Origin of the sequence: Xanthomonas prunicola (genome assembly GCF_002846205.1) — a bacterium.
GTDB classification, from domain to species: domain Bacteria; phylum Pseudomonadota; class Gammaproteobacteria; order Xanthomonadales; family Xanthomonadaceae; genus Xanthomonas; species Xanthomonas prunicola.
On the sequence record NZ_PHKV01000002.1, the window covers coordinates 517,965 to 534,364 of the forward strand.

General features: G+C 66.9%; 13 protein-coding genes and 2 pseudogenes. 6 read left to right on the forward strand and 9 right to left on the reverse strand.

Features of this window, described 5'->3' with window-relative positions; genetic code table 11:
- Positions 1-7: 7 nt before the first annotated feature.
- Positions 8-1,654, reverse strand: coding sequence for a malonate decarboxylase subunit alpha (mdcA, locus tag XpruCFBP8353_RS08745; RefSeq protein WP_101362868.1), 1,647 nt, complete (start codon positions 1,652-1,654; stop codon positions 8-10).
- A gap of 188 nt (positions 1,655-1,842) precedes the next feature.
- Between mdcA and XpruCFBP8353_RS08750 the strand changes: the two genes are divergently transcribed.
- Positions 1,843-2,379 (forward strand): PadR family transcriptional regulator, encoded by a 537-nt coding sequence (locus XpruCFBP8353_RS08750; RefSeq protein WP_407071310.1) that lies wholly within the window; start codon positions 1,843-1,845, stop codon positions 2,377-2,379.
- Positions 2,380-2,707: 328 nt separating this feature from the next.
- Positions 2,708-3,502 carry a siderophore-interacting protein gene (locus XpruCFBP8353_RS08755; RefSeq protein ID WP_101362869.1) on the forward strand — a complete coding sequence of 265 codons (795 nt, stop codon included), beginning with the start codon at positions 2,708-2,710 and terminating at the stop codon, positions 3,500-3,502.
- 73 nt (positions 3,503-3,575) lie between these two features.
- On the opposite strand, the gene XpruCFBP8353_RS08760 is transcribed toward XpruCFBP8353_RS08755, so the two are convergent.
- From XpruCFBP8353_RS08760 to XpruCFBP8353_RS08790, 7 genes are all read right to left on the reverse strand, one after another.
- Positions 3,576-4,856, reverse strand: coding sequence for a histidine-type phosphatase (locus tag XpruCFBP8353_RS08760; protein ID WP_101362870.1), 1,281 nt, complete (start codon positions 4,854-4,856; stop codon positions 3,576-3,578).
- On the reverse strand, positions 4,856-7,357 hold the full coding sequence (locus tag XpruCFBP8353_RS08765; RefSeq protein ID WP_101362871.1) for a TonB-dependent receptor domain-containing protein: 2,502 nt from the start codon (positions 7,355-7,357) through the stop codon (positions 4,856-4,858). The genes XpruCFBP8353_RS08760 and XpruCFBP8353_RS08765 overlap by 1 nt, the downstream gene beginning before the upstream one ends.
- A gap of 245 nt (positions 7,358-7,602) precedes the next feature.
- Complete coding sequence (locus XpruCFBP8353_RS08770) at positions 7,603-8,688, reverse strand: FecR family protein (RefSeq protein WP_101362872.1); 1,086 nt, start codon at positions 8,686-8,688, stop codon at positions 7,603-7,605.
- Entirely contained in the window at positions 8,681-9,199 is a 519-nt protein-coding gene (locus XpruCFBP8353_RS08775) for an RNA polymerase sigma factor (RefSeq protein WP_101362873.1), read from the reverse strand. Before XpruCFBP8353_RS08775 ends, XpruCFBP8353_RS08770 begins: the two co-directional genes overlap by 8 nt.
- Positions 9,200-9,230: 31 nt before the next feature.
- Complete coding sequence (locus XpruCFBP8353_RS08780; RefSeq protein ID WP_101362874.1) at positions 9,231-9,503, reverse strand: hypothetical protein; 273 nt, start codon at positions 9,501-9,503, stop codon at positions 9,231-9,233.
- 108 nt (positions 9,504-9,611) lie between these two features.
- Positions 9,612-10,349 carry a YceI family protein gene (locus XpruCFBP8353_RS08785; RefSeq protein WP_101362875.1) on the reverse strand — a complete coding sequence of 246 codons (738 nt, stop codon included), beginning with the start codon at positions 10,347-10,349 and terminating at the stop codon, positions 9,612-9,614.
- A gap of 205 nt (positions 10,350-10,554) precedes the next feature.
- Positions 10,555-11,145, reverse strand: a complete 591-nt coding sequence (locus tag XpruCFBP8353_RS08790) for a malonic semialdehyde reductase (protein WP_101362876.1) — start codon at positions 11,143-11,145, stop codon at positions 10,555-10,557.
- Between the two features lie 134 nt (positions 11,146-11,279).
- On the opposite strand from XpruCFBP8353_RS08790, the gene XpruCFBP8353_RS08795 reads away from it, so the two are divergent.
- The 3 genes and pseudogenes from XpruCFBP8353_RS08795 (at position 11,280) to XpruCFBP8353_RS08805 (ending at position 13,634) form a co-directional block, all read left to right on the forward strand.
- The gene (locus tag XpruCFBP8353_RS08795; protein ID WP_101362877.1) at positions 11,280-12,239 is read left to right on the forward strand and encodes a mitochondrial fission ELM1 family protein; all 960 of its coding nucleotides are present in this window, start codon (positions 11,280-11,282) and stop codon (positions 12,237-12,239) included.
- A gap of 30 nt (positions 12,240-12,269) precedes the next feature.
- A pseudogene (locus XpruCFBP8353_RS08800) lies at positions 12,270-13,128 on the forward strand (DUF2145 domain-containing protein).
- Positions 13,125-13,634, forward strand: a pseudogene (locus tag XpruCFBP8353_RS08805) (hypothetical protein). Before XpruCFBP8353_RS08800 ends, XpruCFBP8353_RS08805 begins: the two co-directional pseudogenes overlap by 4 nt.
- Before the next feature lie 295 nt (positions 13,635-13,929).
- Here XpruCFBP8353_RS08805 and XpruCFBP8353_RS08810 read toward each other — a convergent pair.
- On the reverse strand, positions 13,930-15,816 hold the full coding sequence (locus tag XpruCFBP8353_RS08810; protein WP_101362878.1) for a S53 family peptidase: 1,887 nt from the start codon (positions 15,814-15,816) through the stop codon (positions 13,930-13,932).
- Positions 15,817-15,926: 110 nt separating this feature from the next.
- Here XpruCFBP8353_RS08810 and XpruCFBP8353_RS23380 point away from each other — a divergent pair, with 110 nt between their 5' ends.
- Positions 15,927-16,238: a hypothetical protein gene (locus XpruCFBP8353_RS23380; RefSeq protein WP_133125634.1), complete on the forward strand. Its 312-nt coding sequence runs from the start codon at positions 15,927-15,929 to the stop codon at positions 16,236-16,238.
- Positions 16,239-16,400 lie beyond the last annotated feature (162 nt).

Sequence of the window (16,400 nt, forward strand, 5' to 3'; positions counted from 1 at the left end):
TGAGCCCTTACCAATTGCGGAAACGTTTCGGCGGGTCGTACAACCCACCGGACCAGCGCACCAGATCCTTGACCGTGCGCGCGGCCAGCAGATCGCGGGTGGCATCACGCGGACGAATGCCCAGATCGTCTGGCCGCTTGATGATGCCGCGATCGCGCAGGTTTTCGACCATGCGCTTGTCGCGCCCCAGACCCACGGCGGTATAGCCGGAGACGCCACGGATCGCCTGTTCGCGCTCTTCCGGCGTGCGGCACAGCAGCAGGTTGGCGATGCCTTCTTCGGTCAACACGTGGCTGACGTCGTCGCCGTAGATCATCACCGGCGGCAGCGGCATGTTGGCGCGCTTGGCCAGTTCCCAGGCATCGAGCGTGTCGACGAACGCTGGTGCCATGTGTTCGCGAAAGGTTTCCACCATCTGCACCACCAGCTTGCGCCCGCGTGGCATTTCACCGGGCTTTGCCGCTTCGCGTCCGGCCTTGAGCCAGGCAGCGCTGGCATGCCGACGGCCGCGCGCATCCGAACCCATGTTGGGCGCACCGCCGAAGCCGGCGATGCGGTCGCGCGTGGCGGTGGAACTGTTGCCCTGCAGATCGATCTGCAGCGTAGACCCGATGAACATGTCGCAGGCGTACAGACCGGCGGTCTGCGACAGCGCACGGTTGGAGCGCATGCTGCCGTCGGCGCCGGTAAAAAAGATGTCCGGGCGTGCGGCGATGTACTTCTCCATGCCCAGCTCGGAGCCGAACGAATGTACCGATTCGACGAAGCCCGATTCGATCGCCGGGATCAGCGCCGGATGCGGATTGAGCGCCCAATGCCGGCAAATCTTGCCCTTCAACCCCAGCGATTGGGCGTAGGTGGGTAACAGCAACTCGATCGCTGCGGTGTCGAAGCCGATGCCGTGATTGAGCCGGTCCACACCGTACTCGGCGTAGATGCCCTTGATGGCCATCATCGCCATCAACACCTGGATCTCGGAGATCTGCGCCGGGTCGCGGGTGAACAGCGGTTCGATGTAATTGGGTTTGGGCGCCTGGGTGACAAAGTCCACCCAGTCAGCCGGAATATCCACGCGCGGCAGGGTGTCGACGATTTCATTGACCTGCGCGATCACGATGCCACCCTTGAACGCAGTGGCTTCCACGATCACCGGGGTGTCTTCGGTATTGGGGCCGGTGTAGAGATTGCCGTGGCGATCGGCCGCCTGTGCGGTGACCAGTGCGATGCGCGGGGTCAGGTCGATGAAATAGCGGCCGAACAATTCCAGATAGGTGTGGATGGCACCGATCTCGATGCGGCCTTCGCTGACCAACCCGGCCAGGCGCGCGGCCTGCGGGCCGGAGAACGAAAAATCCAGACGCTTGGCGATGCCGCGTTCGAATACATCCAGATGCGCGGCCAGCGACAACACCGATTGCACCATGTGCAGGTCGTGCACGCGCGCGGGGTCCACTTCGGTCAGGCAGCGCGCCAGGAAGTCGGCCTGCTTCTGGTTGTTGCCTTCCAGACACACGCGGTCGCCGGGCTCGATCACCGCTTCCAGCAATGCCACCACATCGTCAGCGGCCACCACGCGCCCCTGCGGCGCCAGTGCGGCGGCGCGCTGCAGGCGCTGGCGCCGGCTTTCGGCCTGGACGTCCCACTGTCGACTCATGCCTCTGCCTCGCCGGGCCAAGCCCGTAATGTCAAAGTAATTACATCGTAATTATGAGAGTTACTCGTGTCTAGTCGCGTTGCAGCATCTGAGGTTGTCGCTGCAGGGTCGGTCGGCCACACGACAGGCAAGCGCTTGTGCACCCGCGCAATGTCGATATATCGTTTCGCCATGCTTCGATATATCGAATGACACCTGATACACCCTCCCCTGCCCTTGCCGATCTAGACGCGGCGCCTGCCCGTGGTTTCGGTACGGGCGTGCGAATGCGTCCGCTGGAGCACGGCGATCTGCGCCTGCTGCTGCTCGCGCTGATCGCCGAGCGCCCGTGCCATGGCTACGCGTTGATGCGACAGATCACCGCGCTCTTCAAAGGGCTGTACACGCCCAGCGCCGGCACGATTTATCCGGCACTGGCGCAGCTGGAAGCCGCCGGCTGGGTGCACACGGATCTGGAGGCCGGGCGTAAGCGGTATCACGTCACCGCCGTCGGTAGCGACTACGTCGCGCAGCAACGCGCTGCGCTCGACGCCGCGCTGGCCCGCACCCATCTGCGCGCGCGCGCGTTGATCAAGTCACAGACCCCGGCACCGATTCGCGCTGCGATTCATCGCATCAAGCACGGCCTGTTTGCGCGGCACGGACAATGGACAGAGGAAGAAACCAAACGTATTGCTGCCCTACTCAGCGCCGCCGCCGACGGCATGGAGCGCGACGACGACTGAGTGCGCGTAGCGCTGTGATCCCACGCCAGCCGCTGCCGGCTCGATTGCGCTGTGCGACAGGTGCACATCATCGCCGTGTTTGCGTTGCGGATGGAGGTGATGTGCATGCGACGCGCGACATGCGCTTCAACGGCATGAGGCTTCGCCACGCCCGCATCTACCCTGCCTGGCGCCTTCTCCCGATCGGAGAAGAAACCGCCACTGCGCTGGATGACAGCGCACAGGTCAGACACTCACGCCTTGATTTATTCACCACGGCATCGATTTCGTCACCGCTCCATTTCCCCAACGCCGCACACATGTGCGTGCACTCCAGGACTCGACCCCCATGGCCAGCCACACCAACACCCAAGTCCGTCGCGACACGCGCCTACGCTCCGTCCAGGTGGTGCGTTGCGAAGAGATCACGCCGCAGATGCGCCGTCTTGTTTTCGGCGGTAGCGACCTGGCCGGCTTTGAAAGCGCTGCCCCCGACGATCACGTCAAACTGTTTTTCCCAAACGCCAACGGCGACTTCGTGCTGCCGACCATGACGCCAGACGGTCCGCGCTACGAGGAGGGCGCGCTGCCGTCGCCCGCGCGCGACTACACGCCACGCCACTTCGACCCGCAACGCGGCGAGTTGAGCATCGACTTCGTGCTACACGGCGACGGCGTGGCGTCCAGTTGGGCCGCGCACGCACAACCCGGTGACCCACTAAAGATCGGCGGCCCGCGCGGCTCGTTTCTGGTCGCCGACGACTACGACCACTACGTGTTGATCGGCGACGAAACCGCACTGCCGGCCATTGGCCGCTGGCTCGAAGCGATGCCCGCCGACATGCACGCGGAGGTGTTCATCGAGATCGCCGACGCCGCCGAACGGCAGCAACTGCTCAGCGCGGCCGAGGTGCGGGTGAACTGGCTGGAGCGCAATGGCTTCGATGCCGCCAGCAGCACCTTGTTGGAAGACAGCCTGCGCGATTACGAGCCCGAGGACGGCGATACGTTCTACTGGATCGGCGCCGAGTCGATGCGCGCACGCGCCATGCGCAAGTTTCTCGAAGAGCACCTGGGCGTGGACAAGGAGTGGGTGCGCGCCAAAGGCTATTGGAAGGCGCGTGCCGAGCACGGCGAGGACTGAGGGCACGCCGCGCGCGGCGTGTCTCGACGCTCCGCAGGCCTACTGCGCCCGCACTCACCGTGCATGACCCACGCTAGGGCTGCGCCGGCCAGGACTGCATGGCCGGCAGCGCCGTTTGCACCTGGGCCGGATCCAGACGCGTGCGCAACCAGGCCAGTGCGACCGGCAACGGGCATACCGTCTGGCCGTGACAACCGGGCAGCACCAGCGTGGACGAGGCCAGCGCATCGCCGTCGAAGCGTCCGCTGCGCAACGCCGACAGGCTCGGCATCAGGGTCCGCACGCGCAGCAACGGCGCGCCGTTGCGTTCGAGCACGTCCAGCACCAGCGCACCGCCGGGCGGATAGTCATCCGGGCGATCGCTGCGATGCCACTGCACGCCCATCAATCCACCGAGCGTGGCCAGGTTAGTGTCGTGGCCCACCAGTACCAGCAGCCGCGTGGATGGCGGCGCCAGTGCCGCCACCGGCGGGTCTTGCCCGACCGCCGCCTGCACCGTGGCCAGCAGATGCGCGAGCAGGTTGGATGCCGCCGCGCTGGCAACCGGCAACGAACGCTTGCTTTGGGCAAACGAGGCGTTGTGCAAGGCAATCAACTGCGCCACCGCCGCGCGATCCACCCGCCCCCAGCCGCGTTGTGCGGCGTCGAAGCCTTCGACGTCCTCCAGCATCAGATTCTCGGCCAGGCCACCGGCCAGCTTGAGCGTGCTGGCTGCAGCGGGCGATCCATCACGGGTGGCCGGATCGTAGAGCAGGCTGGTAGGCGGCGGCGTGGCGCAGCGTCCGTGCTGGCAGGCACTCAACACCGCCTGCAACTGCGCCAGCCGCACGCGCGTGTCCGCGTCCAGCTGCACCAGCGGCGCCGGCACCTTGCCGCCATCGAACAAGGCATTGCGCGTGCCCTCGGGCAAGGCCTGGTAGTGCATGGCGCAATCCGGCGCCATGCCCTGCAGCAACGCCTGCGCACTGGCGTGATTGCGGGCGGTGCTGTCGGCGATGGTGACGATCTGTTCGGTGCCGTCGCAGCCACTCGCGGGTAGTCCGAGCGGCGGGGCCAGCAGCGCGCGATAGCGTGCGCCCAAACTCTGCATGCCGGCCCGTCCGTGCGGCGTCAGCTGGCCCGGTGCCACCGGCCAGTTCGGCCATTGCTGCGCGCTGTAGCGATCCAACTGGCTACCGGACTGCGTCGGTGCGCGAATGCCATGCCGCACCAGCACGATGGTCAGGCGCAGCTGCGCGGTTGCTGCGACGGGCTCTTTCGCGGCCACTGGCGCCGCTGTCGGCAGACACAGCACCAGACTGAGCAGTGCGCGCCGCAACATCCTGGAAAGACGATCGGTGCGCCTGGTCTGCATCAGAAAGTCGCCGACAGATCGAGGAACACCCCGCGGCCGGCCAGGCCGAAGTACAGCGGCGCATTATCGGTCGAGCGCGTGCCGGCGTAGCCGATCAGCCGGTGCGTATCGAGCAGGTTATTGATCGCCAGGCTGAGCGAATAGCCCTTGAGATTCCAGGGACCATGGGTGCTGCGATACCCGCCGGCCGCATCCAGGCTGGTGTAGGACGGCAGCCGCTCGTCGTTGCCGAACACCGTCGCGCCGCTGGCATCGGTGCGGTTGTCTACGCCGTAGCGCGCGCCGATGAACTTGTCCATCAACGAGCCATACCAACCGGTGCCGCTGTTGTAGAGCATGCCCAATGTGGCGGTGACGTGCGGGGCCGCCGCCACCTGCACGCTACTGCCCTTGTAGGTGGCCTCGTTGTAGCTGGCGTTGCCGTACACGCTCATAGTCGGGCTCAGCGCCACGGTGGCTTCGCTCTCGATGCCGCGATACACCGCGCCACCGCCGTTGACGAAGGCCTGCTCGGTGCCGCTGCTGGTCGCCACGCGCGTCTGGCTGATGAAGTTGCTGAAGTCGATGTGGTACACGTCCACGCCGAAGGTCAATCCACGATCGGCGTAGCCGGTGCCCAACTGCATGTTGGTGGTCAGTTCCGGATCCAGTCCGCGCGCACCATTGAGTTCGATCACATCGATCGGCGGCGCCAGGAAGCCACGCGCGACCTGCGCATACGCGCTCCAGTGGTCGTCGATGGCATCGTGCAGGCTCAGCGAGGGGAGCCAGGCGTCATAGCTGGCGCGCGTGTACGACGGCAGCGGCGGCGTGGACTTGTTCACCTCCGCGCTGAGTCGGCGCGCCACATCGGCGTAGCGCAGCCCTGGCGACAGCGTGAGCGCATCGCTCAGGCGCCAGGCGTATTCGACATAGGGCTGCGCGGTGTCGGTGCGGTCCTTGAGCCGGTAGTTATCCGCGTTGCCGTACTTGGTACCGGTCGGCATGCCCGTGCTCATGTCCAACGGCGTTTGATAGCGATGATCCAGCGCACGTTCCAGCCACACGCCGGTTTTGAGCTCACCCGGGCCGAGGTCGCGCGCCAGCCGCAACACGTCGCCGAACGCAAGATTGTCGTTATCGGCCAGCTTGCCCGGGACATCGATGGCGGCCTTGCCGATCTTCTTGCCGGCGGCGTTGTAGAAGGTGACGCCGTTGTCCTTGAGACTGTCGCTGGTTGGCTCGGTGGTCTTGTCGGCGCGGTGGTCGAAGGTGTTGGCGTAGACGCGGTTATCCACGTCCCAGCCGCCCCACTGCGTGAGCAAGGCCAGGTAGCTGAAACTGGAGTAATACGCCGCATCGTTGTAGCCGGTGTAATTCTGCAGTGCCGGATCCTCACCCAACCCGGTGCGCCACCCGTTGACGGCGATCTGCGCCTTGGTGGCGCCCTGCACGGTGTTCTGGTGTTCCTGGTTGTAGCTGGTGACGAAGGTCAGCGTGCTGGCCTCGCCCACGTCGCTGATGGTCTTGATGAAGGCGTGTTCGCGGCGGTCGTCGGTGCCGTCGAGATAGGTGTCGCTGTGTTCCTTGGACAGATCCACCAGCAAGCGCGTGCCGCTGCCGAGATGTTGCTCCACGCTGACCCCGCCGGCGACCGTGTTCCAGCTGCCGACCGTGCCGTAGGCGGTGACGCCGTCGACCGTGCCGGGATCGCGCGAGCGCAGGCCGACGGTGCCGCCAAAGGTGGCGTTGCCGATGGTCGCGCCGCCGCCCGGGCCACGATCGATTTCCGCCTGGCCGAGGATGTGGTTGTTGAAGTAGGCCGAAGTGGTGTGGTGCAGATCGCTGGCATCGCCGAAGGGAATGCCGTCGAAGGTGATGTTGAACTGGCCATCCTGGAAGCCGCGGATCGAAATGCCTTCGTTCTTGCCCATGCCCGGCCCTTCCGGCGAGGTGACGCTGACGCTGGGCGCGTACTTGATGATGTCGTCGTAATTGGCATTGAAGCGCAGGCCATCGCGGATGAAACGCTCATCGATGACCGAGGTGGGCTGGATCGCGTCCAGCGGCGGGGCGCTGGGTGCGAGCGTATCGACCTGGTTGGCCACCACGGTGACCGGTGCCAGATCGCGTGCCGCGCTTCGGTCGGCGCTGGCTTCCGCCGGCGCCGCCTTGGCAGCCGATGGAGGCGCGGGCGCGCTGGCCGGCGCGGCTGGGGCGATGCTCAGCGAGGTGGCAGTGAGCTGGCGCGCGGCCAGCCCGGTACCGCCGAGCAGGCGCTGCAACTGCGCCAGCGGCGCCAGCCCGGCCGGCGCACCGGGGCTGCGCAGGTGCGCGGTCAGCGCCGGATCGTAGATCAGCTGCAACCCGCTGGTCTGGGCGAATTGCTCCAGCGCCGTGTCCAGGCTGGCCGGAGCGATGGCCGGCGCCGCCTGCGCCGACGGTGTGGCAGCGACGGCGGTCAGGGTCGGCGGCAGGGCGGTGAGCAGCAGGGCGATCTGGAGGGCGAGCGGGTGGCGCATGGGGACGTCATTCCAACGGGAGTGAGAGGGAGATCACGCGGGTAACGCGACCGACCTCGTACATGAGTGGCCCCGGGGGCGCCACGGACACCTCGGTTTTCGTGAATTTTTTTTGACAGGCGCTGTTGAGGCACGCGGGAGTGCCAGCAACGCAGGAGCCACGGCGGCAGCACTCGGGCGTTGCGAGCAGGCCCAGCACTACCCAGCGAGCGCGAACCCGGAGCGCAGCCGCCGTCGCCCAAGTGTCAGCGCGCGGTGCGCACCGTCACGCGCGCCTGCCCGCGCTCCACGCGCACGCCTGGTATGGCGGACACATAGGCGAGGAAGGCGGCGTTGTCGCGCAGATGGAAGACGCCGCTGACGCGGCGCTGGGCCAGTCGCGGGTCGTCGATCTCCACGGGCACCGAGGCGAAGGCATTGAAGCGGCGCGCGACCTCGGCCAGCGGCTGGTCGTGCAGGCTGACGCGGTCGGGCATCCAGGCCGTGGCGGTCGCCAGATCGGCGTGCGGCTCCAGCGCCAGTACCTGCCCGCCGGCATCCAGCTGCGCTTGCTGACCGGCACGCAGATCGGCCAGCACCGCACCGGTGTCGCGCCAGCGCGCCAACCATCGCGCCGGCTGTGCGTGCACTTGCACGTGCCCGCTGAGCACGGTGACGCGTGCCGCTGCACCATCGTGCTGCACGCCGAACACAGTGCCGATATCGCGCAGCAACACGCGGCCGGTCCGGACCTGCAGCGGTCGGTGTGGATCGCGCCCGACATCGAACAGCGCCGCGCCTTGCAGAAGATCGATGCGGCGCCGTTCGGGCGTATAGCGCACGGCGATCGCGCTGCCGCGATCCAGTTGGACGCGACTGCCGTCGGGCAGATCGACGATGCGTCCTGCCGCCGTGGCACGGTAGACCACGCCGCCCGGCACGGCCGGCGGCGTCAGCAGCCAGCCGGCACTGAGCACCGCAATCGCCACGCTGGCCGCCAGCGCCCACCGGCGCGCAGGAAAGGCGCGTTTGCGCGCCGCACGTGCAGCGCCGCCGCGCGGCAACGGGTCGAACGCCGCGGTGCGCCGCAGCGGCACCACCACCCCTTCGTCGTGCAGCGCGCGCCGGCACAAGTCGTCGACCTCGATGGTTTGCTGCTGCGCTGCCAGCGGCAAGTCGGCGAACAGCCGCACAACTGCCAGATACTCGGTGACATGCGTCGGCGAGGCACGCAGCCAGTCCAGGAACGCGGCCTGGTGGGACGCACTGGGCTGGCCCTCGTGCAGCAGCAGATACCAGTCGGTGGCGGCTTGCGTGGCGGCACGCGGGCTGGATGGACGTGGCTCAGCCATAGCCCGCCATTCCCTCCCGACACAGCACCACGCCACGCGCGATGTGTTTCTTGACCATCGGCACGGAGATCTGCAGCCGCTCGGCGATCTGCCGGTGGTCCAGCCCTTCGCGGTAGCGCAGCACCATCGCCGCACGGCAGCGCGGCGGCAGCCGCTGCATCAACAGCGCCAAGCGCGCGCGGCGCTGCTCGGCATGCAGTTCGCTGTCAGCCTGAAACGGCACCGACAAGGCCTCGTCCACACAGGAGTCGAGCGTGGCGGCAGCGCCCCCGTGACGCTGCTGACGCATCCCCTGCTCCTTGAGCAGATTGGCCGCGATGGTGAACAAATAAGCTTCGGGATTGGCGATTTCGCCGGCCTGCACCTGACTGCGTTGCAGACGCAGATAGACCTCCTGCACCAGATCTTCGGCATCCCAGGCGGGCGCGCGACGACGCAGGAAATAGCGGTTGAGCGATGGCCGCCACTGCAGGAACAGCCGGGACAGCAGCGGCGATGCATCGGAGCGCAAGACGAAAGACAGCCGGCCAGAAGAACGCCACTCAGGCTGCGTGGACTGGATGACACCTGGATGACAGCGGCCGCGCCCGTTGCCGCACGTTGCACTTGGCGCGTGGGTGCCTGTAGGTGCCGACGATGGCGTCGGTGCCGGCGATCCAAGGAATCGAAACATCCACGCTGCGGAAGACCCCTACAAACAGGGGCGTCAGCTGCACATTGGCGAACGCGATGCGTTTGGCCGCGGATTGGCCGGGCCAGGAGAGAATCGCCCCGCCCTGCAGGGTGCCCAGACGCTGCGGTTTCGGCTGCGCCATCGATGCACACCGCAGCGTGGTCACACCCACCGGGATTGCACCTGGCTGCCGCCTACAACGACAAAGGCCCGCCGAAGCGGGCCTTTGCCTGGACAGCAGCGAGACCGATTACTTGGCCGCGGCATCCTTCGCAGCCGCATCGCCCGCCTTGGCCTGCAGGGCTTCGGTGGTGATGCGGATCTTCACTTCGTCGCTGACGTTCGGGGCGTACTGGCCCAGACCGAAATCACTGCGCTTGATGGTGGTGGTGGCGTCGAAACCAGCCGCCGGCACCTTCTTCATCGGGTGCTCGCCGGCACCGTTGAGGGTGACGTCCAGCACGACCGGCTTGGTCTGACCCTTGATGGTCAGATCGCCAGTGACGGCCAACTTGTTGGTGCCGGCCGCTTCCACCTTGGTGCTTTTGAAGGTGGCGGTCGGGAACTTGGCCGCGTCGAAGAAATCACCGCTCTTGAGGTGTTCGTCGAACTTGGCGGTGAAGCTGTTCAAGCCGGACAGCGGCAGGGTGACCTGCACGGTGGACTTGGTCACGTCGGCCGCGTCGTACACCAGGGTGCCGTCGACATTGCCGAAGTGCGCGCTCGGGTTGGAGAAGCCGAAGTGGCTCCACTGCGCCAGCACGTCGGTGTGCGACGGGTCCAGGGTGTAGGTGCCCGATGCCACTTCCACGGCCGGGGCGGTCGAGGCGGCAGGCGCCGGTGCCGGCGCAGCAGCGGCGTCGGCCGGAGCGGTGGCAGCAGGCGTGGTTTCGGCGGCTGGTGCTGCGGTGTTGTCGGCCGGCTTGGAGCAGGCGGCAATGGCCAGGGTCAGGGCGAGCGGCAGCAACAGCTTGTGGGTGGTCTTCATTGAAACTCCATGTGATGAGAGACGCGTTGGATCAACGCGGGTGGGACAGATGCAGACGGACGAGGACTGCAGGAAACCGAGAGACCATGTACGTCGAGACGGCGAGCCAGATCAAGCGGTCGGCCGGCGAACGGCCAACTGCATCGCTTAAACGCGGCAGGCATGCACGCTGTGCAGAGCTCGCGCCCCGCAAGCATGCATCGCCTTACTCCAAGCGCGCGGCTTCGTCGAAGCTCAAGCGTGGCGAACGCGGGAATAGCCCGGCCGGGTCGCCGTAGCCAAGATTGATCAGGAAGTTGGACTTGATTGGCGTGCCGGCGAAGAACGCCGCATCCACCTTGGCGTTGTCGAAGCCGGACATCGGGCCGGCATCCAGCCCCAGCGCACGCGCGGCCAGGATCAGGTAGGCGCCTTGCAGCGAGCCATTGCGGAACGCCGATTCGGTGCGGCCTTCGCGCGGGCCGTCGAACCAGCTTTTGGCGTCGGCATGCGGGAACAGGTACGGCAGCTTTTCGTGGAAGTCCTCATCGTGCGCCACGATCACCGTCACCGGCGCGGCCAGGGTCTTGCCGGCGTTGCCCTCGGACAACGCCGGCTTGAGCTTGGCCTTGCCCTCGGCGCTGGTCACGAACACAAAGCGCGCCGGACAGCTATTGGCCGCGGTGGGGCCCCACTTCACCAACTCATACAGCTCACGCAGCACCTCCTGGCTGACCGGCTTGTCGGCAAACGCGTTTTGCGTGCGGGCGGTGCGGAACAGCTGATCCAGTGCGGCGGCGTTGAGCGAGTCGGACATGAGCACTCCAGAAGAAGGGGTGGTGCGACGGTAGGCTGCAGCGTCGGCGCCAGTGTGAAGACCCGCAGTGTAGAGTGACGCGATTGCCGCCACACGCGTTCAATCTGAAACAAATCTATGTCGGATCTGAAACGATGGGCCTGACCTGGGCGTTGAGCGACGGCCGCGCCGGCAATGCGCGTCAGGCCGAAGCACTGGCCCAGGCCCTGTCCGGCACCACCGCGGAGGCCCTGCATCTGCAGGCACGCGTGCCCTGGCGTTGGGCCGCGCCGCGCCTGCTGCCGGGGGCCGCGGCGGCCTTTGGCCCCACGTTCGCCGACCGTCTGCAGCAGCCGCCCACGGTCGCGATCGGTTGTGGCCGCCAGGCGGCGCTGGCCACCCGCTTGCTCCGCACCCGCGGCAGCCGGGTGGTGCAAATCCTCGATCCGCGCCTGGACCGCCGCCACTGGGATCTGCTGATCGTGCCGGCACACGACGCACTGCGCGGCGGCAACGTACTGCCGGTGCTCGGCAGCCTGCATCCGGTCGATGACGCCTGGCTGGCCGCCGGCCGCGCGGACTTCCCCCAGCTTGCCCGCCTGCCCGGCCCGAGACTGGCGCTGCTGGTCGGCGGCCCGACCGCGCAGGTGCCGTGGACGCTGCAGGACCTGGCAGCGCTGTGCGCACACCTGCGCGAGCAGCTCCGCGCGGCCGGCGGTAGCCTGCTGATCACCGCTTCGCGACGCACCCCACCCGCGGCGATCGCCACGCTGCGCGCGGCCTGCACCGACCTGCCGCATCGATTGTGGTGCGACCCGCGCGACGGCACGAACCCCTACGCTGGTCTGCTCGGCTGGGCCGACGCCCTGATCGCCACGGCCGATTCGGTCAACCTGCTGTCGGAGGCCTGCGCCACCCGCGTCGCGGTCGCTGCCGCCTTTGCCGAGCAGGCACGCGGGCGGGTGCTGAGCTACCTGCAGGCCTTGCGACAACGCCAGCGATTGCAGGCAACCGCTGACGTCCTCGGCCTGCGCGCCGATACCGTTCCTATCCGCGAGACCGAACGCATCGCCCTGCAGGTGCGTGCACGCCTGCAGGGCGATGCCACCGCGTGATGCAAACCCGCAGAGCAAGGACGCTCGGCCATGACCCAGCCACGCAAGATCCCACTCCACCTGCGCCACGCCCTGGCAGTCCTGCTCGCGGTGGTGCCGCTGGCTGCGGTGGCGGCGACGCCACCGTGCCAGCCGCGCTATCCCACCCCGCAAGCCACCGCAGCGATGTTCGACATGGCCAGCTCCACCGCCGAGATGCTGGATGCGCTGCCCGATGCACGTGTGGTCGTGCTGGCGCGCGGCGGCCAGGATTTGAGTCGCTATGGCCTGAAACCCAGCCACCTGGCGTTCGCCATGCGCGACGACGATGGCATCTGGCGCGTTGGCCACCTGCTCGATCGCTGCAAGAGCGACGCCTCGCAGCTCTACGTCGAAGGCCTGCGCAATTTCGTCGGCGAAAGCGCCACCAGCAGCGACCTGCGTTGTCGGCGTCCTGACACCCGCGGTCCAGCAGCGCCTGCAAGCGCTATTGAGCGACTCCGGCGAGCTCGCGCATCGCCTGCATGAGACGCGCTACAGCATGGTGGCCCATCCGTTCTCCACCGACTACCAGACTTCCAACCAATGGGTGTTGGAAGTCTTGGCAGCGGCGTTGGCAGCCGATGCGCAACCTCCGACGGCCATCAGCGACCGCCGCACGGCGTAGGCCTGGTTGCAAGCGGCGCGCTATCACCCCAGCATGCTGCATCTGGATGTGCGGCAACGCCTGGGCGCACGCTTTGTCGCAGCCAATGCCACCACCACCGATCACCCGGTCGGCGAGCGCGTTTCCGGCAACTATTCGGTGGTGACCGTCGAATCGGCGTTCGATTTCCTGCATCAACGCGACGCCCTCGCACAGGAGCTGTCGATCCCACACGCCACTGCCATCGCTGGCGCCACGCCATGACGCGTCCGCTGTCCTCCCGGTTTGCCGCTGCGCTGTCGCTGGCCGCCCTTTTGCCAACGTGCGTGCAGGCCGGGGAGATGACCACCCCGGGCGAGAAGTCGCAGTTCTATTCCGCCCTGGCGGTGTCTGTCCCGGTGGTCGTGGCGAGCGGCATCGTTGTTTCGCCGTTCGTTGCTTCTTTCAACGCATGCGCCGCAAGACGCGATGACCGCCGTCGACCGCGCGCGGGCACGTTGCCACCGATGCGGGTCGACTCGGTGCACACCTTGCCCGAGGGCGAGCGCGAAGTCCGGCTGCAGGATCCGCAAAACGCCTAGGCCAACGTGGTGCTGCGCTGGCCCGCGCGTCAGGACGCCCCCACGGCCGGCTTTCGCGTTGGCGACATTGTGTCGTTCCAGCCCAGCCCGGCCGGCAGTGGCTGGACGGTGCATGCGCCGCAAGGCCAGGCGCTGGCGTTCCTGCCGACCAGCGACGCGGCGGCCTACAACGGTAGCCGCCATTGGTGAGTCCGGCGGGCTGACCAGCAGCGCGCCTGCACAGCGATCGCGCACTGGCCGGCGCGTCGCGGGCACACGCCTCCCCCCTTGGCTGAATCCGGAAAGCAGCGTCAGCGATCTGTGTGGGCGCAGTGGGCTTTCTGCGTCGCTGGCGGCAGCGGTGACGTCCGCTCGACCATCGATCACGTATCGCGATACACACGCGAAGTACTGGCGCACATGCTGCCAGGCACTGTGCGCTCTACCGGCTTGCTCGCTGCGCCGACAAGGCGACCGCCTCGCCGGCACAGCGGCCAACGCCTGCTTACGGGTTACTGGGAGAACGCGGAATGCCGGCAGGCGCTGCGTCCAGCGCACCGATCATCAACCGCACGATCGGGGTTCCCAGACCGGTGGTGTAGTTGTACTTGCCGGCGATCGGCACGTCATTGCTGACCACGCCGTTATTGCCGGGAATGCCGCGGTGATAGGCCTCCGGGCCGTTGGCGGCCAGGCGATACAGGTAGTCGTTGAGATTGCCCTGCCGGCCCTGCTTCTGCACCAGCAGCGCGGCCGCGCTGGCGAACTCCGGTGCAGAAACGCTGGTGCCGATCAACTTGGCGATGGCGCCGGCGAAATAGATGGACACCGAACTGGTGCCCTGCTGACAGGGATGCACGGCGATCCCCCCCGGGCAACCACCGACCAGCATGCCGACATCGGGCAGGCTGCGCATCGAGGTGCGTGTACCGCCCAGCGCGCGCAACTGATAGGCCGGGCGCTGGAATAGCGTGCTGACGCCGCCACCTGCGCCCCAGTAGCCGCCGCTGAGCAGCGCGCCGACGCCATAGGGGTCCTCTGCCTGCAGCGGGTCGGCAAATGCGCTTTCACTGACGTAGCTCGAGTCCAGGCTGCCCTTCTTGTAAGCGGTGAGCAGGTTGCCACCACCGACCGCGGTCACGTGCGCATCAGTGGCGGGCCATTCCACGCTGGGAATGTAACGGCCGTTCTTGCCATCCACTAGGTACTGCGTGTCCGCGCATTCCAGGCCGGCGTTGTCGCCGCTGGAGGCGACGAAGGTGATGCCCTGCGCATTGCCTTGCTTGAAGACCGAATCGAACAGGCCAAGGATGGAAGTGGCGTCCTTGCCGCCATTGTAGGCCGCGGTGAAGTACTGTTCGCAAAGCCCGAACGAGGAGCTGACCACGTCCGCCTCGTTGTCCTGCACGATCTGTCGATAGCCGGCCAGCATGGAATCGATGGTCAGATCAGGAATTACATACAGCAGCACATGCGCGCCCGGTGCGCCGCCCAATGCCATGTCTACATCGAGCGTCGCCTCGCGCGCCGAGGCATCATTGCCGTCCTGCAAGCCGGGCTTGGCGCCGGCCACGTAGCGGCGTGCGTACAGGGTCGGATTGGCATGGTTGGCGGCATAGCGGCTGAAGTGCTCGTGGTCGAACATCGTGGCGATATCCGAATCCAGCACGTCGCTGCCGATCAGGATAGCGATTGTGCTGCCACTGCCGTCGAGCCGGTGTTGCTGCCCCGGCGCGCCGACCATCGTCTGGTAGGACGGATAGCCGTATGCCTGCTTGAGATCGTTGTACCAATAGCTGGTTGTGCCATCGCCATAGCGGTTGTCGGGATCGCTGGCGACCAAGCGCGAGTTCATGTGCGCCGGCGGCAGGCCGCGGGTCAAGCCGGTGACAGTCACGCCATTGGCGCGCAGCGCGGCCGGCAGTTGCAGCGGAGCGGCGGCGGCCAGGCGTGCCTGTTGGCCTGCCTTCAGATCGGCGACCAGCGGCGTGGCGAACAGTCGCTCCACGCTGTCGGCATTCGCGCTGACATGCAAGGTCGCCCCCTGCTGCACCACGCGCATGTGCGCGGCCTGCAGGGCGGCCTGCACCTGCGCGAGCTGCGCCGGTGCAGGGCCGAAGCGACGTTGGAATTCGGCAGAAGATAACCACTTGTGATGCTGCGGCGACAATGGGTCCTGGATCTCCGCAAGCAATGCGTCCAGGCCGGCCTGATCGCGCGACGGCAGATGCACGTCGAAGGACACCGGCGCAGCACGCAAGGTCGCCGTCATCGCGGCGAGCTTGGCCTCCGGGACTGCCGTGGCAGCGTTGGCGTTGGCGATGCCGACTGCGGCCAGTGTCGCGGACAACGCGACAGCCAGCAGTGGCCGATGGCGAATACGGTCAAGCATAGGTATTTCTCCCGGAGTAATGCCAATAGGCGAGGCCGCAACGGCATCGCAGGGGACGTGCACGTTCGATCGCAGACCCACGGTGCCTGGCCGGATCACCACGCGACCGGATGCATGTGCCGGCTGCGACAGATGGCTGGGCCACTTGCGACATCACCCTGCTGCAGGCGAATAAAGAGGTCCGCAAGCTGTCGGTGCGCACGATCACAACACTGCATCTTCGGCTGCTTTCCTTGCTCGGCATCGGCATGTCGCTGGGCTTGCAAGAGCCGCCATCCTTACATCACGACGACGGCACGGCCCTTGACGATACGTGCGATGTTCACTGCCGAAACGCCGGCGGGCGAGATTGTGTCGCCACCAGCGAGGCGCGCTTGCCTTCTGCTGCGCGTGCCGCTCCTCCCGACACGTCGCCACAGTGATGGCTAAAGCGGCACGCGCTCGCCGCGAGCACATGCAGGTGCGCATGTCGCGCCCATCCATCCCGCGACGCCACTATTCGCCGCAGCGAGACCTACCCTTTTGTTTGCACTCACGCTGTGCAGATGATGCTGTCAAGGTGTGCGCACCCACAAACGCATGCG